Origin of the sequence: Shewanella sp. UCD-KL12, from assembly GCF_001957125.1 — a bacterium.
GTDB lineage: Bacteria > Pseudomonadota > Gammaproteobacteria > Enterobacterales > Shewanellaceae > Shewanella.
In genome coordinates, this window is record NZ_MPHJ01000001.1 from 858,024 (window position 1) to 883,890 (window position 25,867).

The 25,867-nt window shown below is 43.4% G+C and carries 21 protein-coding genes; 9 read left to right on the forward strand and 12 right to left on the reverse strand.

What is annotated here, in order from left to right; genetic code table 11:
* Complete coding sequence (locus BM736_RS03660; RefSeq protein WP_076408742.1) at positions 1 to 1,338, reverse strand: DEAD/DEAH box helicase; 1,338 nt, start codon at positions 1,336 to 1,338, stop codon at positions 1 to 3.
* A gap of 320 nt (positions 1,339 to 1,658) precedes the next feature.
* On the opposite strand from BM736_RS03660, the gene BM736_RS03665 reads away from it, so the two are divergent.
* From BM736_RS03665 to BM736_RS03700, 8 genes are all read left to right on the forward strand, one after another.
* The gene (locus tag BM736_RS03665) at positions 1,659 to 2,735 is read left to right on the forward strand and encodes an OmpA family protein (RefSeq protein ID WP_076408745.1); all 1,077 of its coding nucleotides are present in this window, start codon (positions 1,659 to 1,661) and stop codon (positions 2,733 to 2,735) included.
* A gap of 170 nt (positions 2,736 to 2,905) precedes the next feature.
* Entirely contained in the window at positions 2,906 to 3,841 is a 936-nt protein-coding gene (rssA, locus tag BM736_RS03670; RefSeq protein ID WP_143562312.1) for a patatin-like phospholipase RssA, read from the forward strand.
* Between the two features lie 161 nt (positions 3,842 to 4,002).
* On the forward strand, positions 4,003 to 4,755 hold the full coding sequence (locus tag BM736_RS03675; protein WP_076408751.1) for a hypothetical protein: 753 nt from the start codon (positions 4,003 to 4,005) through the stop codon (positions 4,753 to 4,755).
* A 279-nt stretch (positions 4,756 to 5,034) separates the two neighbouring features.
* The gene (gene nrdD / locus BM736_RS03680; RefSeq protein ID WP_076408753.1) at positions 5,035 to 7,152 is read left to right on the forward strand and encodes an anaerobic ribonucleoside-triphosphate reductase; all 2,118 of its coding nucleotides are present in this window, start codon (positions 5,035 to 5,037) and stop codon (positions 7,150 to 7,152) included.
* A 103-nt stretch (positions 7,153 to 7,255) separates the two neighbouring features.
* Complete coding sequence (gene nrdG / locus BM736_RS03685) at positions 7,256 to 7,720, forward strand: anaerobic ribonucleoside-triphosphate reductase-activating protein (protein WP_076408756.1); 465 nt, start codon at positions 7,256 to 7,258, stop codon at positions 7,718 to 7,720.
* Positions 7,721 to 7,842: 122 nt separating this feature from the next.
* Positions 7,843 to 8,199 carry a YibL family ribosome-associated protein gene (locus BM736_RS03690; protein WP_076408759.1) on the forward strand — a complete coding sequence of 119 codons (357 nt, stop codon included), beginning with the start codon at positions 7,843 to 7,845 and terminating at the stop codon, positions 8,197 to 8,199.
* A 305-nt stretch (positions 8,200 to 8,504) separates the two neighbouring features.
* The gene (ribA, locus tag BM736_RS03695; RefSeq protein ID WP_076408761.1) at positions 8,505 to 9,122 is read left to right on the forward strand and encodes a GTP cyclohydrolase II; all 618 of its coding nucleotides are present in this window, start codon (positions 8,505 to 8,507) and stop codon (positions 9,120 to 9,122) included.
* A 64-nt stretch (positions 9,123 to 9,186) separates the two neighbouring features.
* Complete coding sequence (locus BM736_RS03700) at positions 9,187 to 9,999, forward strand: hypothetical protein (protein WP_076408764.1); 813 nt, start codon at positions 9,187 to 9,189, stop codon at positions 9,997 to 9,999.
* Positions 10,000 to 10,241: 242 nt separating this feature from the next.
* Here BM736_RS03700 and BM736_RS03705 read toward each other — a convergent pair whose 3' ends face one another.
* Positions 10,242 to 11,771, reverse strand: coding sequence for a DUF3612 domain-containing protein (locus BM736_RS03705; protein ID WP_076408766.1), 1,530 nt, complete (start codon positions 11,769 to 11,771; stop codon positions 10,242 to 10,244).
* A 206-nt stretch (positions 11,772 to 11,977) separates the two neighbouring features.
* Here BM736_RS03705 and BM736_RS03710 point away from each other — a divergent pair, with 206 nt between their 5' ends.
* Positions 11,978 to 12,493 carry a malate synthase gene (locus tag BM736_RS03710; protein ID WP_076408769.1) on the forward strand — a complete coding sequence of 172 codons (516 nt, stop codon included), beginning with the start codon at positions 11,978 to 11,980 and terminating at the stop codon, positions 12,491 to 12,493.
* A 66-nt stretch (positions 12,494 to 12,559) separates the two neighbouring features.
* Here the strand turns inward: BM736_RS03710 and BM736_RS03715 are convergent, their stop codons facing one another.
* The 10 genes from BM736_RS03715 to BM736_RS03760 form a co-directional block, all read right to left on the reverse strand.
* Positions 12,560 to 12,937 carry a VF530 family DNA-binding protein gene (locus BM736_RS03715; protein WP_076408772.1) on the reverse strand — a complete coding sequence of 126 codons (378 nt, stop codon included), beginning with the start codon at positions 12,935 to 12,937 and terminating at the stop codon, positions 12,560 to 12,562.
* A gap of 138 nt (positions 12,938 to 13,075) precedes the next feature.
* Entirely contained in the window at positions 13,076 to 15,490 is a 2,415-nt protein-coding gene (locus BM736_RS03720; RefSeq protein ID WP_076408775.1) for a S8 family serine peptidase, read from the reverse strand.
* Positions 15,491 to 16,145: 655 nt separating this feature from the next.
* Positions 16,146 to 16,496 (reverse strand): rhodanese-like domain-containing protein, encoded by a 351-nt coding sequence (locus tag BM736_RS03725; RefSeq protein WP_083699878.1) that lies wholly within the window; start codon positions 16,494 to 16,496, stop codon positions 16,146 to 16,148.
* Between the two features lie 226 nt (positions 16,497 to 16,722).
* Positions 16,723 to 17,439 carry an SIMPL domain-containing protein gene (locus BM736_RS03730; RefSeq protein ID WP_076408779.1) on the reverse strand — a complete coding sequence of 239 codons (717 nt, stop codon included), beginning with the start codon at positions 17,437 to 17,439 and terminating at the stop codon, positions 16,723 to 16,725.
* 159 nt (positions 17,440 to 17,598) lie between these two features.
* Positions 17,599 to 18,891, reverse strand: a complete 1,293-nt coding sequence (locus BM736_RS03735; protein WP_076409892.1) for an OmpP1/FadL family transporter — start codon at positions 18,889 to 18,891, stop codon at positions 17,599 to 17,601.
* A gap of 369 nt (positions 18,892 to 19,260) precedes the next feature.
* Complete coding sequence (gene putP / locus BM736_RS03740; RefSeq protein ID WP_076408782.1) at positions 19,261 to 20,712, reverse strand: sodium/proline symporter PutP; 1,452 nt, start codon at positions 20,710 to 20,712, stop codon at positions 19,261 to 19,263.
* A 136-nt stretch (positions 20,713 to 20,848) separates the two neighbouring features.
* On the reverse strand, positions 20,849 to 21,553 hold the full coding sequence (locus tag BM736_RS03745; RefSeq protein ID WP_076408784.1) for a DUF3379 domain-containing protein: 705 nt from the start codon (positions 21,551 to 21,553) through the stop codon (positions 20,849 to 20,851).
* Positions 21,546 to 22,109, reverse strand: a complete 564-nt coding sequence (locus BM736_RS03750) for a sigma-70 family RNA polymerase sigma factor (RefSeq protein ID WP_076408787.1) — start codon at positions 22,107 to 22,109, stop codon at positions 21,546 to 21,548. The genes BM736_RS03745 and BM736_RS03750 overlap by 8 nt, the downstream gene beginning before the upstream one ends.
* A gap of 101 nt (positions 22,110 to 22,210) precedes the next feature.
* Positions 22,211 to 23,905, reverse strand: a complete 1,695-nt coding sequence (locus BM736_RS03755) for a BatD family protein (protein ID WP_076408790.1) — start codon at positions 23,903 to 23,905, stop codon at positions 22,211 to 22,213.
* A complete protein-coding gene (locus tag BM736_RS03760; RefSeq protein ID WP_076408792.1) occupies positions 23,899 to 25,866 on the reverse strand; it encodes a VWA domain-containing protein in 1,968 nt (655 codons plus the stop codon). The genes BM736_RS03755 and BM736_RS03760 overlap by 7 nt, the downstream gene beginning before the upstream one ends.
* Position 25,867: the final 1 nt, after the last annotated feature.

Below are 25,867 nucleotides of genomic sequence, written 5' to 3' on the forward strand. Positions count from 1 at the left end.
TTACTCAGGTGTTTCCTGAAGCTTAGACTTTGGTTTTCTTAGCATTGGCGCATCACCGACATCAACACCAGTGATAAAACGCTTATCTAACTGCTTAGGTTTAGCCTTAGCTTTGCTCTTGGCCTTAGTTGCAACACCTTTCTTAGCAGTGCTTTTTGTTCTCTTCTTGGTTTTTGGCTTATCTTTTAAACCTGAGAACTTAGCTGCTAATCCATCGATAGTGCTAAGGTCAAATTTCTTTTTAAGAAACAGCTGAACTTGTTTAAAGCTAACCCAGTCTTTTGGCCCTACCAATGAAATCGCATCACCTTTTGCGCCAGCACGACCCGTTCGTCCAATTCGGTGGACATATTCTTCAGCAAATTTTGGCATGTCGAAGTTAATCACCAAGGAGACGTTCAGCAGATCTAAGCCACGAGAAGCGACGTCAGTGGTAACTAAGATCTTTTGCAAGCCACGACTAAACTGATCCATGATCTGGTTACGAGCACTTTGATTAAGGTTACCGCTTAATGAAGCGGTGTTGTATCCCGCTTGTGAAAGCTTAGCTGCTAAACGGTCTGTATCTTCACGTGTTGCAGTAAAGATGATGATCTGTTTATGGGGCTCACTTTCTAAGATGCGACTAAGCAAGGCTTCTTTATGATCTAGATGGTCAGCAAGGTAAATTCGTTGGGTAATATCTAAGTTTTCGATATTACCTGCACCAATGGCGACATGCTCCGGTGAGTTGAGTAGCTCAGCAGCAATCTCATTGATCTCGCCATGATCTAAAGTCGCTGAAAACATCAAGGTTTGGCGACGCTTATGATCAGCTGCATTGTTAATGGCTTTCAATTGGTCGGCAAAGCCTAGATCTAGCATACGGTCAGCTTCATCTAAAATAAGCAGCTCAAGACCATTAAGGTGCAAGTGATGCTGTTTGAGATGATCGGCTAAGCGCCCAGGTGTCGCGACAACAAAATGAGGGTCACGAGCCAAAGATTTAGCTTGGTCATTGAAGTTTTCACCACCCAATATCTTAATTGCTTTATATTGAGTATTGGCAACTAATAGACGCAATTGGCTATATACCTGGTTGGCCAGTTCTCGCGTTGGTAGCAAGATCAATACTCTCGGGTCTCGCTTACTTAATGCTCTGGTTGAGATGATTCTCTGCATTGCCGGCAACAAAAACGCTAAGGTCTTGCCTGAGCCTGTTTTTGATGACGCCATCAGGTCTTTTCCTGACAAACCGACTGGTATAGCCTGTTGTTGGATCTCTGTAGGCGTTTCTATGCCCATATGATCTAAAGTATCTAACAGACGTTTATCCAGTGAAAAATCGGTAAATTGCAAAGGTGTGCTCCAAATTTGATTCGACTGCATATTATAACCTGACTTTGGGGGATTGAGCTATAACCATCAGCAACTCGATGTCGATCTGGTCATTAGAACCGCATAACTCTCTGATTAGATAGTGGGCTTATCTTTGAGTTGTGGACTGACAGTCAGTTAATTGAAAGTTAAATAGTGATTTTTCTAGCTTGTGAATAGAATTTCTTTGTTATTTTCATGGCTTACACATAAAATCACTGCAGTATTCCCTCTTTCTTTGTACGTGAACAATTTTGTATAAAGAGATGAGAAAGATAATGGATTAGATAAAGGATTAGATAATGTATTTCCATAAGCGCGTTCGCTCTTTACTCAAATGTTCATTGATAACTTTTTTGGCCAGCTCTTCTCTCTTTGCTATGGCAGCTGAATCTGAATCGGTTGAGCAAAATGATACGTCCGAGCTCAGCCAGAATGATGATAATTTCTTTTACCTTGGTGCCAAGGGCGGCTGGGTTAAATATCAAAACGCCTGTGAAGCTCAGGCGATAGACTGTGATGCTAATGACGGTGCTTGGGGTGGATTTGTTGGGTATCAATTTCATCGGAATTGGGGCATAGAAGCTGGCTATAATGACTTTGGTCAAGCCGTTGCTAACTATCCTGAAAGTGGACTGGTCAATGAATATACCGGGACAATGAAGGGGTGGGAGTTTTCCTTAAAAGGCAACTTGCCCTTAACTGAAAACCTAGATCTGTTTGGTAAAGCCGGCACACTTAAATGGGATGGCGATAACAGAGGGCCGTATTCATACAAGAGTGATGATGACTGGGCGCCAATGGTTGGTGTTGGCCTTGAATATAAGCTAACGCCTTCTTGGGTTGCGCGAATCGAGTACCAATACTTTGATTCAGTAGGCAGCGATCAATTAGGTGGCAGCAATATTCACTTTACCAGCTTGGGTCTAAGCTATCGGTTTGGGCAAGCACCGGCTAAAAAAGCGGTAGAGGCGCCAGTAAAGCAGGTGGAGCCGACGCCTGTTATCATGCCGCCTAAGCCGCAAATTTTACCTAAAATCACTCAGGTCGTTCATTTTGACTTTGATAGCACAGTCCTCTTGCAGACTCATACCTTAGTTAAGGTGGCTGAAAGATTAATGAACTATCCGAATGCTCACGTTACCCTTCAGGGTTACACTGACTCAGTTGGCGCTTCGCAATACAACATGAAGTTGTCTATGAGGCGTGCGCAATCTGTAGCGACCTACTTGAAAGAGTTGGGTGTCGATGCTTCTCAGATCACTGTTGAAGCACTAGGCGAAGCTCACCCTGAAGTTGATAATGATTCAGAAGAGCATCGAGCGAATAATCGCCGTGTGTATTTAACCTTGCCTGCACTCAATATTAAGCAAAAGTAATAGGCTTTTGATGAGTCAGCTGTGTTTATAAGGCAAGTTACTGGCTCAGCTTGCTTTAGCATCAATGATTGCAACAGGTGCAATAGAGGCCTAACTTGTCAGTGACTCTTTATTAGAGACATGCTCAGTGTGTAGCGTGGTGAGTTGGTTGTATTTATAAGGGGACTCATGTGGCTCAAATTGGTTTAGCGCTAGGTAGCGGGGCGGCGAAAGGTTGGGCGCATATCGGTGTGCTTAACGGCCTTGCTGAGATGGGGATCTACCCCGATAAAGTGTCTGGTTGTTCTATTGGCGCACTTGTTGGTGCAGCTTATGCGAATGATCAGCTCGGCGATCTTGAAAGGTGGGTGAGGAGCTTCTCTAGCTGGGATGTATTGGGCCTAATGGATCTAAGTTGGCGAAAAGGCGGCTTAATAGGTGGTGACAAGGTATTTGATGTTATTCAAAACCATATTGGCGATCTACAGATAGAGCAGCTGAAAAAGCCACTGATCGCCGTTGCAACCGATCTATATTCAGGCCAAGAGATCTGGTTTAAGGAGGGAGACCTTCGCCATGCTATCCGTGCATCTTGCTCTATGCCTGGCATATTGCCACCTGTGAAGGTGGGCGAACGTTGGCTTGTTGATGGTGCTGTGGTTAATCCTGTTCCAGTGTCTGTGAGCCGCGCGATGGAGGTCGACTTAGTGATTGCGGTTGATCTGAATGGGCAACGCCGAGGTCGTATGCAGGTATTGCCCGTCGATATGACCTGTAGCAAGCCGTCGGCAGAGGAGAGTGAGAAAGCACAGGAGCACCAAGACACAGGCTTTATGGATCTACTTGCCAGAGGACGAGATTATGTGAGTCACCTCAGTGACAAGTTCTCTTTAGGTAAGGAGTCTAATCCAGGCATGTTAGCTGTGATGTCACAGTCGATGGATATCTTAGAGCAGCGTCATAAGCGTGCAAGGTTGATGGGCGATCCCCCTGATATCTGTCTCGTCCCCGATCTTGGGGATATTGGCACCATGGAGTTTCACCGAGCAGAAGAGGCGATTAAAGCGGGCGAGTTAGCCGTAAAGCAATCTAGACATCAAATCGAAGCCATTTTAGGCGGTTATTAAACCAATCAAATACACTTGGGAGAGCAGTAGAGTTCTTTCAAGTGTATCGCTATCTTTAACGTTACTTTTCTCTAAGCTTCAATAAAACGTCACCCCACCTAATATCGGCACACTTCCTGCTTGTCACCTGTATATCTTTTAGAAATGTCGGTATTTTGACAATGAATCCAATCACTAATCTCGCTAGTCAAGTTAACTCTGGTGCTAATGCTTTAGGAACCCCGCAAACGGGGACTTCTGCAGGAAAAGGTGCCAGTTTAGTTGATAGCTATGGCGTGGGAAGCCAGCAGACTGAGGCGGGCGCCAGTAGTGATAAGGTGACACTGAGTCAAGCCAAGGATGCAGCAACAGGACTTAATCGAGATGGGATCAAAGATGAGTCAGTTTCACTTTCTCCTCGCGCTGAACGCGCGCAAAAAATAGAGGCTATGGCAAAAGATTTTTTTGTCAAAGGTAACTTCTCTACGGCTGATCTCCCTAAGTTAATTCAGCGACTGCATCAAGATGGCATTTTATCTGATTCTCAACTCAATCGCCTTTCAGATGGAGGCTTTGAACTGCCCCAATCTCAGGGGAAGCAAGATGACTTTAAGAAATTCATCGAAGATAAACGTAGCGAATTGACTGCTGATGGCGAGGCACAAGGAATGTCAGGCGTGCTAGTTAGCCTACTTAATGATGCTGAAAGTGTGCTTAATCAAATGGACAATGCCCAAAGCAAAGAGGTGAGCCAGATGGCGACACGGGTTTCAGCTCAACTCAATGTTTATCTTAAGAGTGATTCAGAGATATCACCAGCGGATAGAGAGCAGTGGCAAGGCCTCAAATCTGTTATGCAATTGGCCTCTTCAATGGGGGAAAATCAACAATCGACAGGCATGGTAAATAGTTATCTGAGTCTGGGCAAGTACTAGCAGGTATTGGGTCCCGTAGGCCCTCAAAGTTTATCCACAGCTTCTACAAAATATATACATTATCTAGCTTGCTTCACGGCACTCGTCAAGGCCACTTTTGTCGATAAGTGGCCTGCACTGCAGGAATTTTCACTAGTTAAAATCCATTCTAAAAATCATGATCTCGATCAATGTTCTCAATCTGACTTTGTAGCTTAATACGCAACATATTGTGCTGATCAGATATGTTAACACTATATATGGTGTTAAATTCAGCGTCACTTGAGGAGATATTATACAATGCCAGTGGTTATTAAGCGGGATGGTTACCGCACGCCTTTTGACGAAACAAGGATTAGAGATGCTGTTGCAGCAGCAGCAAACTCGGCAGGTATTGATGATCAAAGCTATGCAGCTAGTGTCGCAGAAGCTATCGCCACGCTCGTTTCAGATCGTGAAGAAATTGATATTCATGACTTACAAGATACCGTAGAAAACCAGTTAATGGAGGGGCCTTATAAGTCTCTTGCTCGGGTGTATATTGAGTATCGTCATGATAGAGATCTACACCGTGAATCAACCAGTCGTTTAAACCGTGAAATTCGCGGGCTTGTTGAGCAAAGTAACGCTGCTCTGCTCAATGAAAATGCCAATAAAGACTCTAAGGTTATACCTACTCAACGTGACCTCTTAGCGGGGATCGTGGCTAAGCATTATGCTACACGCCATATTTTGCCAAAAGATGTGGTATCTGCACACGAAGCGGGTGAGATTCATTATCACGATCTCGACTATGCGCCTTTTTTCCCTATGTTTAACTGTATGCTTATCGACTTAAGTGGCATGTTGACCCAAGGGTTTAAGATGGGTAACGCTGAGATTGAGACGCCTAAGTCTATCTCAACAGCAACAGCGGTTACCGCTCAGATCATTGCTCAAGTAGCGAGTCATATCTATGGCGGCACAACCATCAACAGAATTGATGAAGTATTGGCACCATTTGTGGCAAAAAGCTATGACAAGCAATATCAGTTAGCACTGGACTGGGGCATTACTGATGCAAAATCATTTGCAACGGCGCAAACTGAAAAAGAGTGTCACGATGCGTTTCAGTCACTTGAATATGAAGTGAATACACTACATACCGCCAATGGGCAAACGCCGTTTGTCACCTTTGGTTTTGGTTTAGGTACCTCATGGGAATCACGCCTCATTCAATCATCTATGATGAAGGTGCGTATTGCAGGACTTGGAAAGAACCGTAAGACCGCGGTATTTCCTAAGCTTGTGTTTGCTATTCGTGATGGTATTAACCACAAAGATGGCGATTGTAACTACGATATCAAGAAACTTGCGCTTAAGTGTGCTTCTACACGTATGTATCCAGATATTCTTAACTATGAACAGGTTGAGAAGGTAACAGGCTCATTTAAAACCCCAATGGGTTGCCGCAGTTTCCTAGGGACTTATGAAGAAGAGGGCGAACTTGTGCATGAGGGGCGTAACAACTTAGGTGTTGTTAGTCTGAACTTGCCGCGTGTAGCATTAGAAGCTAAGGGTGATGAAGCTGAGTTTTATCGTATCTTAGATGAGCGTTTAGCCATTGCACGTAAAGCACTCGATACGCGTATTGAGCGTCTTGAAGGCGTAAAAGCACGTGTTGCACCCATCCTCTACATGGAAGGGGCCTGTGGCGTTCGCCTTCGAGCTGATGATGATATTTCAACCATCTTTAAAAATGGTCGTGCATCTATCTCGCTTGGCTATATTGGACTACATGAAACGATTAACGCTTTGTATGGCACTGATAAGCATGTCTATGACTGTGAGACCCTGCGTCAAAAAGCGATTGAAGTCATTGAGCATATGAAGGCTGCTACTGTTAAGTGGAAAGAAGATACTGGTTATGCATTCAGTTTGTACAGCACGCCAAGTGAAAATCTGTGTAGCCGCTTTTGCAAACTCGATACTAAGGTATACGGTGTTGTTGAGGGAGTGACTCAAAAAGGTTACTACACTAATAGCTTCCACTTAGATGTAGAAAAGCAAGTTAACCCTTATGATAAGCTCGATTTTGAACAGCCATATCCAGCGTTAACTAATGGCGGTTTTATCTGTTATGGAGAGTATCCTAATATGCAGAATAATATCGAAGCATTAGAAGATGTGTGGGATTACAGCTACAGCCGAGTACCTTATTACGGTACAAATACGCCAATCGATGAGTGTTACGACTGTGGTTATACGGGAGAATTTTCCTGTACGAGTAAAGGTTTTACTTGCCCTAAATGTGGTAACCATGAGCCAAGCAGAGTGTCTGTGACTCGTCGTGTGTGCGGTTACTTAGGCAGCCCTGATGCAAGACCATTTAATTATGGTAAGCAAGAAGAGGTGAAGCGTAGGGTTAAGCACCTATAGCACTTTAAAACTAACGCTTAGGTAAACGCCATCTATCACAGTTAGTTGGCGTTTATTTGTTTTTAATTTCGCATCAAAATTGTTATCTCTGAGCATCAATACTATGAATTACCATCAATACTTTCCTGTCGATGTGATAAATGGCCCTGGAACACGAGCAACTCTGTTCGTTTCAGGCTGTGAGCACCAATGCCGTGGTTGTTATAATCAGTCAACGTGGAACCCTTGTCATGGGCATAAGTTTGATCTGCAGATGCAGCAACAAGTGATTGACGATCTTAATGATACGCGCATAAAGCGCAGGGGATTATCCCTCTCTGGTGGCGATCCACTCTTTCCTGAAAACCTTAGCGCTGTATTGGCATTAGTTAAGCGCGTAAAACAAGAGTGTATCGGTAAAGATATCTGGCTGTGGACTGGCTACCTGTTAGATGAATTATCGCCTCAGCAGCAGCAGATCATAGAGTATGTTGATGTACTTGTTGATGGTAAGTTTGAACAGGAACTTGCCGATCCCAGCCTAGTGTTTAGAGGCAGTAGTAATCAGCTAATTCACTATCTGACATAAAAGCGATAACTGTATTGATGGACTTGCTGGTATAATGCCAGTATCAAGTTTCAAATTTATAAAAAAGCAGCCGTTTTTATCGGCTGTTTTTGCATTTTACAGAATATTTTTAAGGCACGAGCATGAATTTAAAAGAAGAGCTTCATGGACTTAACGACAAGCTAGACCAGTTTCGTCGTAAATTAGCTGCGGCAGAGAAGCGTGGTGATAAAGGCGTCATGATGCAATTTAAAAAAGAAATCAACGCCGTCACTAAGCGCATTGCAAGTGTTAAAGCACAGCAAACTCGTGACTTGAGTAAGAAAGGTGGCACAGTTGTTGGCATGAAGTTTAATCGTCCACTGACGAAGGCTGAACAAGCAGATATGGGTAAGTTGAAAAAATCTGTTAAAGGGCTTGTTGTGGTTCATCCAATGACGGCGCTTGGCCGTGAGATGGGCATTAAGGTTGTTACAGGTTTCGCACATAAAGAGTTTTAAGTCGCTGCTTTGTAGAAAGGCAAAACTTTGATTATTCTTTAGTGAGCAGCTTCAAGTTATTTTGTCGTTGCTCGGCGTATCCTTTCATCTCTACACTGAAACGTATGCATGGATAGATGAATCTATAGCCGATTAAATTGCTATGGTATTTCACTTACTGGTAAAACCAGATAAAATCCTGCGTTCAGTGCGAGATAGAAAGTATCGGTTGGTTAATAAGACTACCGTATTGTAGGCACAGTTTTTCTCGTTGTTTTTTCTGGATTTTAGTCATCTCAGGGAAAGAGAGTCTTAAAGGTTATTTCATGTCGATTAAGTATATCGCTTCTTCAAAACTCCCAACTCCTTGGGGTGTGTTTGCAATGCATGGATTTGAAGACACAGAGACAGGAAAGGAGCATGTTGCTCTCACATTAGGTGAGCTTAGCAGTGATCAGCCAATTCTTGGGCGAATTCATTCCGAGTGTTTAACGGGCGATGCACTGTTCAGCCTGCGCTGCGATTGTGGTTTTCAACTGCAAACAGCGATGCAAAATATAGCAGATGCTGGTCAAGGGTTTATTCTTTACCTTCGTCAAGAGGGTCGCGGCATAGGCTTACTGAATAAGATAAGAGCTTATGAGTTGCAAGATCAGGGCGCAAATACCGTCGAGGCGAATGAGAAGCTTGGTTTCGCTGCCGACATGCGCAAGTATGATATGATTTTGCCCATGATAGAGAAGATTGGCATTAAGCAAGTGAAGCTGATGACCAATAATCCTCGCAAAGTGAAAGCGATGAAAGAACTCGGTATCGAGGTCACTGAACGCATTCCTCTTCAGGTTGGTAAAAATCGTTACAATGAGTCATACCTGAAAACCAAATCTACTGAGCTTGGGCATATGATGTCAGAGCACCATTTTTCTGACGAAGAAAAAGAGTAATAGTAGATTTTCTAATACGCTCTCGCTATATTCAAAACCATAAATATTATAAAAAATTCTATCTATGGTTTTGAAGTCTTTTGTTAGTCTCGCTTTACTTTTAATCTCTGCTAGTGCTTTTGCTGAAGAAGATTTTACTCATTACGCATTCGCCAACTATTTGGGGAGTGGTATCTATAAAACCTCTGGCCAAAACGCCACAGTGGTTAATATCCCCATCAGTTTTGACATTCAAAAAAATGAAACTGAATCCTTAGTCTTACGCACGCCTATATCATTGGGTTTTTTCAATTTTAAGTGGAGCGATCTGCCTGAAGGTGATCTACCCGATAATGTTGGAACCATGACGATCACCCCTGGCATTGAGTATCGCGTCAAAACCGCTGAAGATCATGAGTTTCAAACTTATATCGACCTTGGCTATGGTAACAACTTTACCTCGGGAACCAATGTTGCAATATACTCAGCTGGCGTTTCTAGCTTGCTAGACCTTGAATTAAGACAGTCTGATCCTGTGTGGGTTAATCGACTTTTTTTTGCAGGCTATGCCAGTTTTGATGGTGAACAAAGTGAAACCTACTCAGCATTGCAGTCAGGCATAGATATTGGTACCAATATTCATTGGCGATGGGATTGGTTAGGTGTTGATGTCGAGCCTAGGGTATTTGCCGCAGGCTATTGGTATTTTGACAAGCTTAGATTTGCGACTCCCTTTGGTGAAGATGTTCTCGTCTCAAATAGCTTAGAGGTGGGCGCCACGTTGGCATTTTCAAAACCGATTTTGTGGGAATGGATGGGGGTCGATAGATTGGGACTCAGTGTCCGTGCAGGCGATGGTGTACAGGTCTGGCGTTTAATCTTTGAATTTCCTATCTAACTATCAGTGCTGTTAGTAACGCTTTCACTTAAGTTCAAGGAGCGACACAGTGCTCATTGGCTAGGTGTTAGTTACAAACTCTATCTGCATAAGGAAAGCGGCCCAGTAGCCACTCAGTCTCTTAAACTAAAACTGTTTTTTTAAATAGTAACTGACAGCATTGTTAGCAGAAAATGCTGCTAGCTGAGAGCGCTAAAGCGGCTACGAGTATACTCATAGCCGTTTTAAACTAACCTACCGAATTAATCGCATTGAGACTTTCCTGCTTCATAGCAACTTGGCATCCGCGGGCACACAGCGCCCCTTGAACAGATTAATCGTGCTTGAGTATCTATGCCGCGTTCAACCCAATTGATATTAAGAATTTTAGCTACGCTCATCAGCTTCTTCTTAATGGGTTGAGGAATAGGCGCCTCACCGCCATGTGTGACACAAGCTTGCTGTAACTCAGACGCTATTTCGAGGGGGTCTTCTCCTTGAGCTTCAATAGCTGGGTTGAGATCAATGCCTGCACATAAAACATGGTTCTGACTCGCCATATCTTTGACCTTCACCGACTCACAGCAGTAAATTCTTGGCTCACCATCGACATTGAGAATAGAGAGTTGGGCCGATGAGTTTGTAGATGCTTCGTTTATCTTTCTAAATACTGCCCAGTGCTGGCATGGATCCTGTACTAATCGCATATTTCCCCAAGGAAGAGGTATGCCATTACCTCGGTATACAGCCTTGAGTTTGCCTGGCGCATAGGCATCAAAATAGTGCCAATGAGGGTAGGGAGAAACCACTGTCATACGGCGCATAGCGACAGAGGCTGATACATCAACCTGGTTATGGACATTTATCTCATAACCATGTCGGTCTAAAAGCTGTCTAAAGGGGACTTTAGGGCAAAGCAGGGCACCAGCAAAGAAGCTGGACTCAAAGTCTCTCCAGGCGTGAAGAATATCTTGTGCATTAACGGTAGAAGATTGTGGCGTAGTGTTGTCTACCTCAGTGCTAACCTGGCTTCGGCCAGTCGTTAAGACTGATTTTAAGCCGTCTTTATTGTGTAGCACGCAATGGCCAATATGCACTGATAGATCATATTTAAGCCGGGTCGGATTGTTCTTAAGTTGCTTGTTGATATAGATGGTTGATGGCGGTTCAAAAAATGACGTTACGAGTTGAGTTGAAGTGCCGCCCATTTCGTCGGTGACATCTTGTGGCGTACGATCAACCCATTTGACTTTTAATCCCATTCCTTTGGCTATATCCAAGATATCCTCTAAGGCGAGAGGAAGGCGCTTATGACCCACTTCCTCTGCTGCACGCTCAAGATCTGGAAAATGGTTCTGATGGTGCTCTTGGTGTGCGCGGATTAATAGGTGAGCAAACTGTCGGCCCGTTATACCTGTTTGTGACAACATCTCTGGAATGGCAATTTGTAGAATGTCTTTGGAGAACAAAAAGCTTGGTTCGAGTGCCATGCCATTAATACCACCTCGGCGACCTTTTTCAGGCGTGATGGCTTGATCTTCTGGTACATCGTCGAGAAACCAATCGACCTCTTTCTGAAAGACGGCTGCTATGACCGCGAGCATGCCTGCACTCGGTACACGTTTGCCTCTCTCAATCATAGAGAGGTATGAAACAGAAGGGGCAGATTCTGGATCAACTCTAACGCATCTAGCGGAGAGATCTTCCATCGTAAGGTGGTTTCTTTTTCTTAGGTTTCTGATTTTTGTCCCAAGAAAATGTGACTTTCGCATCAAGCTTTTTGTTGTTCGCATTTTGTAAAATTCACACTGTAAAATTTTAATTGTGAAATTGTAATAAAAAATTGGTTAGACTACAAATCAAGCAGTCAGAAAAAGAAACCTAATCGAAAATAAAGTGACTTTATGGTTTTTAAGTTCATGCAGAGAATAGGCATTAACTTATAGTTGATTGTTAATAATAGAAAAATAACCCGAGATTGAGTTGAGAGGATAAGGCTATGGATATATCTACGACTAGTACTGAATACAGCGAGCAGAACTTTACAAACCTTATCAATGCTGGAATTGTTAATGTGAACAAAGCTGAAGTTGTCAAAAAATGTGACACTATAGCTAATGCAAAACAGTTCCTAGATAGTACATTTCCTCTCGCGACTGGCTCGCATAAAGATGTGCGTAGCTATGTGGTTTATTACCAGCAGTTGCTGATGTTTTTTGCAGACGGCACGCACACAGGTCTTAAGGACTCAGGTCAATTTGTTGCATTAAATGGTCATAAGAGTGAGCCTGAAGCTATCTTATTAAGAAACAATGGCACTCATGTCGAGCTAAGTTTTGACCGCTGTGGTGAGACGGGTAATAAAGATCAAGCTCATATTGAAGATATTAGAATTGAAGGCCACGAGTACTGGATCAGTTTGTTAAATATCGAACATAAACGCGATATTAAACGCTCACAAGAAGCGACGTTGTTCACAGCTAAAGATGGCGAGGATTATCTGTTAAAAGGGTAACAATCAAATATAAAAAAACGGGATAGGCAGTCATGTCTATCCCGTTTTTCTGTTTAATGGAGGAAACTATTTTCCCCAAATGCTCGCATTTACCGGCTGGCCGTTTTCATCAATGTTTGAGCGAGTGTCAGAACCGACGCTTGTAGCCGGTTTAGATCTGTTACTGGCAGCACGCAAGCTTTTATCGCTAGCTTGATAATGATCATCTCTTGGCTTTCTTGCTGGCAATGGGAGTTTATTCATCTTTAGATAAAGGTATTCAACCTTTTCACGAGCCCAGAGTGTTTTGCGCAAAAATCGTAAGCTCGATTTAATACTAGGGTCATGATTAAAACAACGAATATCAATTCTTGCCCCAAGCTCTTCCCAGCCATAATGATCGACTAAATCTGTGAGTAGATCTTCTAACTTAATTCCGTGGAGGGGGTTGTTTGCTTGTGTCATAAGTTCGTTGGCTTAGTTGATAATAGATTAATTATATCATTTAAGCTGAAGGAAAGAACAGGTGCGCTTTGCTGCTGATAAGAAAAGAGGGCGCATGCGCCCTCTAAATAGTGACTTTATACCACTAGGTGATAAATTCTATTGGAATGTCAGCTCCCAGCTATTTATCGTACCAGTATCTCGTCTAGCACTATCTACTGCTTTTAAAATCCAATCGCCAGCAGACTCAACACCTGTCATGTCTACATTGTAACTTTGATTGATATCATCTGTGCCACTACCAGAGTTATCGTGCAAGATAGCGACCTGACCTGTAGGGCTGTGTAGCTCAACTTGCAGATCACCAATGTAGGTGTGGCTGATGTTAACACTGACCGTTACTGTGCCTGAGTCACCAGAGCGAGTTGCAGTAATTGGGCTGCTGATACCTGTTGAGTTATTATCAGGGATCGAGTAGCTGTTGGTGTTGCTGTAAGTTGCAGGCCCGCCTGTATTACCGCCACCGCCAGTAGATTCAGTGTAATTGGCGACTAAGCTCACGCCGCTAAATTCACTGTACCCTTGCAACATGACATAATAGGAACCCGATTGCGTATTACTGATAGGGCATGACTCATTATTGCCCCCTTTCCATGGACGGCAGTCATAGCTGCCAGTGGTAGGCGCAGCACCATATTGAACATACAGATCAGCATCTCCCGTTCCGCCACTCATGGTAAAGCTTAAATCTGTCGCATTAGCTGGCACTTCAAGTGAGAAATGTAACTCGTCATTTTTAGCGCCACTTAAGTTAGATTTAGCGACACCATTTTCAAGTACTGACTCACCAGGGCCAGTTCCTGGATCGGTAGGACCATCACATGAAGCATCTAGGTATGTTTTGGCTGCTACCGCATCAACTAGGCCATAACCTGTTTGATTATCGCGACCGGCAGTACCAAGATCTTCAGCTGTAGCGTGCAGCGCTGAACGAATTTGTGCTGCACTACAGTTTGTATGATAGCTCCATACTAAGGTTGCTACGCCCGATACATGAGGGGTCGCCATAGATGTGCCGTTGTAATACTCATAATCTTCATTTGCAGTATTCGCGACGGTAACTGTTGAGCCGACTTGTGCTTGCAGCGCTTGGCCTGTTGCACGGTCAACCGATACAGACACCAAAGCTGCTTCGTTGTTTGTATCAACTAAGAATGGGTTTTGCAGGCCTGGCAGCTCAGTATTACCGTAGACGATAACCGCGCTTGCTCCAGCAGAATTACATGCTTTAACTACATCAATCTCAGGGTAGCTTGCGCCTTGATTGCCCACACGTTCAACTAAACAGACCTTGCTGTTCATATCACCACAGTTAAATGAACTGCCCGATACTGAACACTCAGCCAATTCGCCAGTGACACTGCCATTTACAGGCGTGATCACATGATTAGCACCTGATTTGATATAACGGTTATGAGGCACCACTCCGTTATCAAAATAAGATTGACCGCCAATTGTGATGTTTGCTAAACGGCCTTCACCTAATGTCACGGTTGATAAAATCGCTTCACCTGGACCCGAAATTTCAACCTGATTAGTATATTGTGAAAAAGCGGCATGATCTTTATTACTATCGACTGCGGCTACTGACATCACAGCATCATAGGATGCAGGATAGCTATGGGTGCTATCCCCTGCATTACCAGCAGCGGCAATTAGCAGCACACCATTACTTTCATGAGCATTCATGGCATTTTTTTCAGTGGTGCTCGAGCTGCTTCCACCGAGTGACATAGTGACGACATTAGCGCCATTGTTAACACAAGTATCGACTGCAGAGACTAATGAAGAGGAGTAGCCCCAGCCTGCTTCATTAAATACTTTAACCACGTGGATATTAGCCGTTTGGTTTGGCATTACACCCACTACACCAGAATTATTAGCAATTGCGGCGATAGTACCTGCAACATGGGTACCGTGGGCGTTATTATTACCAGGTTCAAACCAGTTACCTGTGCCTGAATCGTTGGTGCCAGTTACGTTATTACCACTCAAATCGCCATGTGAGCGATCGTAACCTGAATCAATAATACAGATGGTACGGTTACCGGCCATTGAATCACTTATGCTTGTAGCGCCGACGTAGGTTTGCCCCCAAGGTGTTGTTTCACTTAGAAAGTGTCTCTGAACATCCTCTTCGACATAAGCAACATCGCTGCGAAGGCGCAGCGCCTTAATGCTATTAGTATCCAATTTTGCACTATAGCTATTACTGCTTCCAATTCGTTTCATCTCTTTAGCTGAAACGCTATTGAGTGCTCTTAATTGAGAGAACACCTCATTGGTTCTAGGCTCATAACTCATCGAACTCAATTCATCCGATGAAGATTGGATACTCATATCTGCTTGTGGATTCTTGAATTTAACGATATATCGCTTAGGGAGTGGAGAGGTGTTTTTGATATCTGATTGAAGCTCCGGGGTAAAAGTCGGTGCAGCTTGCACATTAGCTGAAATGGCGATAGCCAAGGCAGATAAGCTGAGTGCAACAGATGTTGTTTTGCTTATTGTCATAATTGTCTTCCATGTTAATTAGCATTAATCATTATTATTAGATGGCTTTTTAGTTGAAACTAAAAAATACCGGTTACTCGATAGCGAATGTATCTAGTTGTGGGACGCGTGTAAAATTAATGTTAACAAGTGTGTCTATTTGTATCTTAGGTGGGTAAGGAAAACTTTACTGAATAATTATTGCGTTTAAAACCCATAAAAAATCAATAAAAAGCAGGGGACTTGGCATCGCTATGCGAAATAGCAATAGCTCACCACTCTTTGTATGCAATATACTTTTTGGGTTTTTAAAAGTTGATTATGACGTTTTTGTTGTAAGTTATTGAATAACATGACTAACAGTGCCCGCACTTTTGGTTATAGCATATACCCAAAAGGAATATAAATAGTGAGATTGATAAGGGATTGGCGATAATATTTATTATGTCTAGTGGGTTAAATGCTGTAATTTTGTATGAGCTTGAAGGAGTTATGGCTTACCAAACGGGTAAATAGCAAGTCCACACAGTGGAGAACCATGAAGGCTTAGCGATGAAGGCTGGCAGCGAGGGTTAAGTCATGGATTTTGCTCAATCAAGCTTATGGAGTGAAATTAAGCTCGATAACTCGGCTGGTACGTTTAACCGAGTTATCTTTCATGCTAAATGAGTAGCACTTATTTGGCTTGCTTGAACTGACTTAAGGTTTGAAAGCCGCCGCCATTATAGCTGTTAGTATATCCTTCAGAGACTAAGGCATCGAAAGCGATACCGCTACGTCTGCCACTACGGCAATAGAGGACCACAGATGTATCTGCAGCGATCGCTCGTTTTTTAAATTCAGTTGCTATCTCTTCAAAAGGAATATTGATGGCGTTTTTCAAATGACCTGCTGCAAACTCTTCAGCCGTTCTTACATCGACGACCATAGCGCCTGCATCTATTTTATCCCAAGCAACTTTCGCATCTTTATCTGCAGCAAAAGCGAATTGAGTCATCAGTAGACTCAATATTGCGAAGATAACCATATAGCTTTGATGTTGGATGCTCTTTCGGACGACATTTATCTGATTGTTCACAGTTATTTCCTTTATTTATAATCGTGCTCTTTTTAGTTTGTATTAATCAGTATAACGTTCGGGCCGCGTTGGGTAAATGTGGGAACGGCTTCAAGTGCTTGAGGTTGAGCCAAAGCGAGCTCACCCATTTTACAAAGTGACTCATAGCGCCATATTCTTTGAGACAGACTTTGACTTAATCTTTGAGGTAATAGGTTAGTGTAGAAACGACCCGCACGCGTTTGATATACGGCGTGTTGCTGTCTCTATCAGAGATGCTGAACTGTCCTTGAGATGCATTTTTTATCTTGCCAAGCACTGAATCTGAATCTTGGGCAAATTTATCGGCTATCTGCCTAGCATTAGTGGTTGCTGCTTGTACCATATCCGGTTTTACAGCGTTGAGTTCAGTAAATAGAAACTCTGTTCGGCTGTTGTAATCTTGACTAGAAATAGCAATGCCTTCTTTAGCGAGTTCAAGCATATTTTTGCGGCTGCCTAATAACAGATCGACTCGCTTTGTATAGATTGAGATGGTGACTTTGGCTGCATAGCGATACTTCACATTAGGGTCCACATAACCCTGAGCCTGTCTATCTTCGATTGAGGGAAGTGAACTTGATATTTCATCTTGGGTGAAGCCTTGTTTGAGTAAGAAGGAAACCACCTTATCTGTTTGCTCTTGTACTGTTTGGTATAAGGTAGACAGATCGTTATCTAACTCGGTAAATCGAATTGGCCAAATAGCGATATTAGCTTTAACCTCTTGCTCTGCTAAGCCCTTCACGGTAACGGTTCTTTCCATTGACTTCATTTCAATGAGGCTACTTCCTAAGCTGTAGCCCAACAGCACTAAGCCAAGGCAGAGTAGAGCCCCTAAAGTAAATGCACTTGTCAGGTTGTTTTTAGTCATAGTAATACGGCGCCAGAGGGAAGTTTGAATAATCAGTATAGATTTGTTTTGTTATTGAAATCTAGTGAAGAAATCTTAATTGTCTCTAGTGTAGAGGTTTTGTTTGAACATAAAAAAGCCGCACGAGTGCGGCTTTTCATTGACTAGCTACAAGTTAGTTTAGAACTTGTAGTTATACTGCATAGAGTAGTATGTCGCGTCAGAGCGAGTTGTTGCATGAATATCACCAACAATTGCACTGTTTTCAATCAGAGAAACATCTTCACCACGTACAAATGCGATACCGAAGTCTAGGCTAGTCTGCTTAGATAGGTTGTATGTTGCACCCGCTGTATACCAATTACGGTTTGAATCTGGGATTGAGATAGAGCTGATTTCACCAACTACACCTTGGTCATGCATGTAACCTGCACGCAGTGTCCAGCTGTCATTAAGGGTATATGTACCACCTACACTGAATAACCATGAGTCATCCCATGCATAAGTTTTTAAACTTGCTTCAGGTGCAACAGGCTGACCACCAATCGTTCCATCGTGAACTGTTATCTCGTGGAAATCACCCCATGTTGTTAGCTGAGCTGTGTAGTGAACAGCAAACTTCTCTGTTAGCTGATGAAAACCAGCAACTTGGAAGATATCAGGCATAGGGATGTTGATTTCGTCAAACATGATTGGCCCTGCAACAGGATCTGTCATGCTGATATCGCCAGTTGCGTTGAAATCAGGGCTGAAGCGGTAGCTAGCACCAATACGGTGGTCTGAGTTTATCTCGTAAACAGCGCCAACAATTCCGCCAAAAGCTACGCCATCAGCATCAACATCGACTAGATCCATGTGTACTGGATCGCCACCTTGTGGGTTAGGTACAGCGCCACCACGTGTCAGAACGCCTGAACCGTAAATGACATCTACACCAGCACCAACACTGAAGTGATCATTGAAACGGTATGATGCACTGAGGTTGAAGTTGATGGTAGTTACTTCTGTTTTACCAAGAAGGTCGATAGGAGCAGGTATTGTGCCACCACCTAGGATGTTGTTTGATAGCTCAGTAGTATCAGTACCTGTACCGAAGTTACTGAACATAGCCACACCGTAAGCAAACTTATCGTTTACTGGGCTAACGTAATAAAAATTAGGAATGATCTTAGCTTCTGCTGCGTCATCAACATTTCCATAATGAAGTGGTGAACCACCCAGTGATACATCACTTACCTGAACTTCTACATCAGCGTAAGTAAGACCCATAGAAAGCTGCTTTTCATCGAAAAGTGCCATAGCAGCTGGGTTGCGTGAAAGCACTGATGCATTATCAGCAATCACTGCGTCACCAGAAAATGCACGGCCAATACCTGTTGCTGATTGACTGTTTAATTGAAAACCTGCTGCTATTGCTTGTGAACTTGCAAGCGTAACGGCGACAGCTAATAAAGTCTTGTTGAAGTTATTCATTATTATCATCTCTGTAATGTTTAATTCGGCTATTTCGAGTAAAGCTTTTGTCTGCTTTTTTGGAACTCGATGCCTTTTATACTTGTTAGACCAGTGCATAGTAGGGATGCTAACTCTCGCCAACAACTCCGACCAGATCGGATTTGCAGTTGCATTTTTGTTAATTAAATCAGCTTGAAATCACTTAGAGATGATGCTGTTTTTGAACCTTAAGCTAGAGCACCTATCTGTAGGCTGCTTAAGGATTTTCTAAGATTTGAATTTAGGTTATGAGCTTGTAAATGGTGAGGTTGAAAATAACTTAAAAAAATAGCGTACAAGTGTACGCTATTTTTGTTTTTGATGGCTGCTAGGGCCTATTTTTACTGATTAAAGTTTTGAAGTAAATACTCTAAACTGCTCAGTAACCTTATCAGAAGGTGCTGATAATTTGCTAACAATTACACCCGTTATTGTCGCAAAGACAAAGCCTGGTAAGATCTCATAGAGGTCAAAAATACCACCAGAAAGTTGTTTCCATATGACAACGGTGAGGGCACCAACAATAATGGTTGCTACTGCGCCGTTACGGCTATAAGCACTCCAGAAAAGTGACAGAAGCACTACAGGTCCAAATGCTGCACCAAAACCTGCCCACGCATAACTGACTAAGCCAAGTACACTACTTTCAGGGTTGAGTGCGACAATGCCGGCAACGATAGCAATAGCGAGCACACCGATACGGCCGACAAGCATGAGTTCTTTACTGTCAGCTTGTGGGCGAAGCCACTTCTTGTAGAAATCTTCAGTGATCACACTCGAGCACACTAGCAGTTGAGAATCGATAGTACTCATAATTGCAGATAGTATAGCTGCGATAAGTAATCCGCCTATCCATGGATTAAATGCCGCATGAGCTAAGTGAATAAATACGGTTTCAGGATTTTCTAATGGATTATTAGCAAAGTACAAGCTACCTGCAATCCCTGTTGCAAGTGCGCCGACTAAAGCAACAAGCATCCAGCTCATGGCAATACGACGTGATAGAGGAATATCTTTAGCGCTTTCTATAGCCATAAAGCGGGATAGAATATGTGGCTGACCAAAATAGCCAAGTCCCCAAGCTAAGAGTGAGATTAAACCGATAAAGGTGGTACTTTCACTGAACATTGAGAGCATTGCTGGGTCAATGTTATCCAGGCCGTTTTGTGTCTCTGGTTGGCTAAAGATAGCAACAGGTACAATAAGCAAGGCTACTAACATTAAGCAACCTTGAAAGAAGTCAGTCCAGCTTACTGCAAAGAAACCACCTACAAAGGTGTACGCAACAATAATTGTTGAACCAATCAATAGGGCTAAGGTGTAATCTAGACCGAACACTTTCTCAAACAAGATAGCACCGCCGACCATGCCCGAAGAGGCGTAGAAGGTGAAGAAGATTAAGATGGTTACCGCTGAGACGAGCTTAAGGATCCCTTTATTATCTTCGAAACGTTTTTCGAAAAAGTCGGGTAGGGTCAGTGCGTTATCAGTGAACTCGGTATAGATACGTAAGCGTTTAGCAACAAAGAGCCAGTTTAGCCAAGCACCGAATACTAATCCTATGCCGATCCAAGCTTCTCCAAGCCCCCCTAAGTATACTGCACCGGGTAAGCCCAGTAGTAGCCAGCCTGACATGTCTGATGCGCCAACACTGAGTGCGGTAACCGCAGGACCCATACCTCTACCACCGAGTATGTAGTCATCAACAGAGTCAGTTGCTTTATATGCCCAAAGTCCTATGCCCATCATCAGGGATAGATAGCCGATGAAAGTAATTAATATCGGTAATTCAATGCTCATGCCTTCGCCATTCTTTTTTTATTTTAAAATGTGTGCGACATGCTAGCAGATGTTTGATGTGTAGCCCAATCTAGATTGGAAATGTGAGTCTGATCGGTCCTGTGGTGAAGTGATTTCACCACAGGATGTTATGCAGTTAGATGAATGTTTGTTCTATCTCTCTCTTTACGTAACTCAGATCTTTATCATCTTCACCAACCAGTAACATGTAGGCGTTGTCGGTTTCGAAGCCATACCCTTTATACTTGTTATCGGCGAAACTTTGCTCTAGCACCATGCGAGACTCAACAGGGACAATAAATAGGGTGACTTTTCCTTGTTCACCTTGCATAACGAGGTGAAGGCTCTTTACGCCTTGAAAATCACAGAAGGTGCTGTAGTAGACCTGACCCGGTTGCTGCGTGAATTTCGCACTACCTAGTGAATTCATCGAAGCTAATTGAAAGTTCACTTCATCAAAGCTGACGTTGTCATCACTGGTCAGCGCCCCAGTCTCATGGTAAACGTGTGTCAGCGCATGTTGCCCTAAATCTACTGGAGACATTCTTAACAAGGTAAAACTGATCCCCGCAATAAAGGCGACAGAAGCGACTAAAGCTAAGGTAAACCCAGATTTACGTCTTTGCGCTTGGTGTTGATGTAGTTGTTGGTTGAGCAGCAGTTTTGCTGCTAAATCCTCTGGAACATCAACTTTTAGCGCTTGCTCAAGCTTGCTATCCAATTTCTTTAGATCATTGACAAAAGCTTCGCGCTCGGGAGCTGCATGCATAGCAGCAAGAAAATCTTCATCCTTGTTGTTTGGCTCACCGTAGGCCTGGCGTCTAAACTTCAGCTCATCCATTTGATTGACCTCGTACATTTGGTTGTTCAATTAGTTCTTTAAGTTGGTTTCGAGCTCGAAAGAGGCGTGTCATTACTGTATTTCTATTCAACTCTAAAATCTCTGCAATCTCTTCGCCACTGAACCCACCGATAACTTGTAAAAGCAAAGGCTCTCGATACTCTATCTCTAATTTAGCAATCTGCTTGCGGATCAGGTATTGATCAGTATTCTCTTCGGTGCTACTAGAAAAGTGATCTTCTAATTGCTCCTGTTCAATATCTGAATAATCAAACTGCTTTCTTTCAAAGCGTCGCGCATTCTCTCTTCTCACAATAGTGATAAGCCAAGCTTTAGCGGCTTTATCATCTTTTAATGACTCAAGAGAGCGCCATGCTCTAAGGAACGTTTCCTGAGTGACATCCTCCGCAATGTGCTTATCTCCGCATAACCAATAGGCGTAGCGGAAAATGTCAGCATGGAGTGCCCTGACAAGGCTGTCGTATCGTCTTTGTTTACTTAGCATGTCAGAATTGACCGAGGAACCAGCTTTTTTATTTCGCAAGCGATTAAACATTTTTTAGAAGTGCTCGTTAAACCACAATTATGGCTAGCTTAACCTGCTCGTTTGGAATGGCAAGAAGTTAACACAATTTGTTAACTTCTTGCCCTGTTATATTACTTTGGGTTGAGAGAGACCAAAGCAGATGTGGTTGTTGCCTTCGTTTTTATTGAAATAGACTTTACCGCTATTAGAAGCTTGTGATAATCCAGCGGAGCCTTTTCTTTGCTAAATGCACCTACCTGTAGTTGTGATATTGCTGCATTTAGATCCGTGGATAGGGCGGCGATATCACTTAAGCTCATAGGTTTAGTATATTGCTCACTAAAATATACCTGCAGTGCTGTCAGTACTTTCCCTGGTTCTTGCTCATTGCAGGCTGACTCTAATAGGGCTAAGGAGCTCAGCGATTGGTGAGACTGAGTCTTTGCCCTTTGTTTTTGGGCTTCATGGCGAGGTGAATCGCTTGGTCCAGAACTCGCCATAGCTTCACTTTCAGCCATAACTAACTTTTTAGTTCTTTGGCTGATGCGTATTAGCTGGAATAGCGTGATCAACCAAAGCGTAGCAAATATAAAGCTCAGCCATATCCAATACTGGCTAGCGGAACCTGAGTGAGACTCTATGTTCATTTGAGGCAAATTTACCTCTTGTGCGCTGGAGCCTAACACTTCAATGCTTCTCGCCGGAAGGCTAGCTTCCTCTTGGCGTTTAGTGTGCGGGTTCCACCACGGCACTTTGATCGCTGGTAGGGTATACGTACCAGGTTGTGTGGGGACAATCGCTAAGGTCTGAGTGATCTGTGATACTAGCTGCTTATCACGTAAAAATGTTTTTCTCAGTGGTTTCTCTGGGTAAGTTTTTAGCCCATCAGGTGTTGGTATTGTAAATTCTGGCAAACTTGTTTCATCGGTATTTGATGCCAATAGCATAATCGTTCGAGTGATAGGATCGCCGACTCGGTATTCCTGGGTCTCTTCAGGCCACTCCTCGTTAAGGGCAACGAGATCTGACACTAGCCATTCACCATGATATTCATTTGGAATAGGGTTGATATGTAGAATGGATTTAGCCGCTTTCGCTTCCATGGGTCTGCTTTCATTAAATGAGAACATGCCGCCTCTACGAGACCCTTGAACCAACACATCACCTGAGAAGCCGGTTCCATCTATGGTCAGCTCACCAGGAAGATCGGCTATTACACCATAAGTACGCTCAATAACCCGGTATCGACGACCATTGAATATCTCCGTGGTATCGACATCTTCTCCGAGTTGTTTAATGAGTGCGCCTTCTAATGTAGGGGCACTAAGCACACCACGTTGTAGATCTACGGCTAAAAAGAGTTTGACCTTGTAGGTTATAAGTTGGCCTACATAAGCTTCATCGGTTGATAAACTTGTGCGTATAAACAGGTTTTTCATCTGCTCTGGTTGGCTGCCGGAAGTGACCACATTTAAGGTGATAGGCTTGGAGCTGACACCGTCTATGGTTAGTGCTGGTATGGTGATGTTGCCTGTATGCTTTGGTGCTAGCAGTACTTGCCAGCGCGTCATTTTTTTAGAATCAAAATTGACGATCTGTGTGCTTCTACTGACACTCGTTCGGCCAACAATAAAATCCTTTAGCAGGGCAGAGGTATCAAGTTTAGAGGTCTTGATATCATCATCTGCATTGATTGTGAGTACAAGGTATTCACCTTCTACAGCTGGGTTTCTGTCAATTGAGGTCTCCAAGCTCGTGATAGCAAAGGTTGGAAATGAAAATAGAAGCGTGAGTAACGCGAAAATAAGGCGTTTGGAAACTACCATTGCTGTTGATCCTTTGAATTTACATTCTGTCTGGCACGTTTTTGATATTCGAGTTGCATCTTATTTCTCAGTAATACCTGAGGGTCATCATTGAGCGATCGTAAAGCTCTCTCCATTTCAGGGGGGAGGTCTTGAGGGCCTTCACTCATTTGAGCCGATTCTGGTGTTGCCTGTGATGGCTGTTCATTTTGCTCATCATTGTTAGACTCAGCTTGTTGACTCGCTGCTTGCTGTTCTCTTTGTTCCTCTTGCTGCTCTTGTTGATCGGCACCTTGGTTTTGAGCTTCAGCTTGTTCTTGCTTCTCTTTATCTGATTGCTGCTCAGGATCAGCTTGCATCTGTGCATCATTATTTGGTTGATCATCTTTATCATCTTGTTGTGACTTTTCTGGTTCAGATGATTGATTTTCGTTTGAATCTTGCTGCTGATTGCTCTCATCACCTTGTTGCTGTGATTGTTGGTCTTGGCCAGCATCCTTATTTTGATTTGAGCTATCTTGTTGATCAGCGCTTTTATCTTGATCGCTATTATCATCACTTTTATCTGAGTCATCCTCATTAGAAGATGGGTCTTGATTAGATTTATCTTGCTCAGATTGATTTTCATCTGAGCTTTCTTGCTGTTGCTGGGCGAGTTTTTTGGCTAGCTCAAGGTTAGCCTGGGCTTGTGTAAACTCAGGAGCTTGTTGCAGTGAGGCTTCATAGCGCTTGATTGCCTCTTCATATAACCCTTGCTGCATCAAAGTATTAGCTTGGTTATAAAGCCCTGTAGCTGAATTATCTTGTTCAAACAGTGCTAAAGCTTCTTCAAATTGACCTGCTTTATAGTGTGCACTTGCTTGCCACTGAGGGGAGTTGAAGGTTTTTGATGCCTTCTCATAGTCTTCAGAGCGATAGGCCTGCATGGCTTGTTGATCTTGAGTTTTCCATAAGTTGTCCCATGTTGAGGCCTGAACTGGCTGAGGGATATAGATAACAAACAGCGCAAGTGCTGCAACTAGCCCATGCCTGAAACTTAACAGTACGGGGAGCAACAAAAGTAGTGCGATATAGGGGCCAGTATCTTGCCAGACTTCACCGTCTAGTTCAGTCGCTTTGGTGTCACCAGTTGTTGCAAGCCAGCTTTTCAACTGCTCAAGATCTTGACCACTGCTTTGAAATGGCACTAAGACACCGTCACTGGCTTGAGATAGCTCACTGAGTAAGTTGTAGTTAGTTTTAGCGACAACAACTTGATTGGCATTATCGCGAAGCAGTTGCCCATCTGCCAGACGTATTGGGGAGCCTTGTTCACTACCAAATGCAAGAATGGCTAAGCGGTATTGGGTGCCTTTTAATACTGCCTTTGCCTCACTCATCTGAGTGGTAGAAACACCGTCAGTGAGTAATAAGATATCACCGCGAATATGACCACCTTGTGCCAGCAAGTGCTTGCTGCGTTCAAGTGCTGCAACAAGGTTAGAGCCTCGCACAGGCATAATGTCAGGCGTCAATGTAGGCAGTAAGTTAAGTAAGGTTGCTCTATCACGTGTTAAAGGGCTGATGGTAAAAGCATCTCCTGCATAAGCGATGAGGCCAGTTTCTCCCTCGGTCAGTTCGCTAATAAGATCAGTGGCTTTAAACTTCGATTGTGACAAACGATTAGGCGATTGATCCGTCGCATACATAGATAGCGACATATCCATCACCAGAACTCGGCCTTGAGCGGCTTCGAACACAGGTAGTGACTGCTTAGTTAGCGCAAGCCCCGACAGCGCGAGCACTGCTATAAACCAAGTTAAGGCAAGATAGCCGAGTTTACTACGTTTTACCTCGTTGGTTTTTGTCACTAATAGACTGGCAAGGTGGGGCGCAATAAAGCGATTCCAAGTAGAGTTTTGACGTTCGCTTCGCCATAAAATAATGATGAGCAAAGCGAGCGGCAAGAGGGCAAAAAACCATTCTGGACGAATAAAATGCATG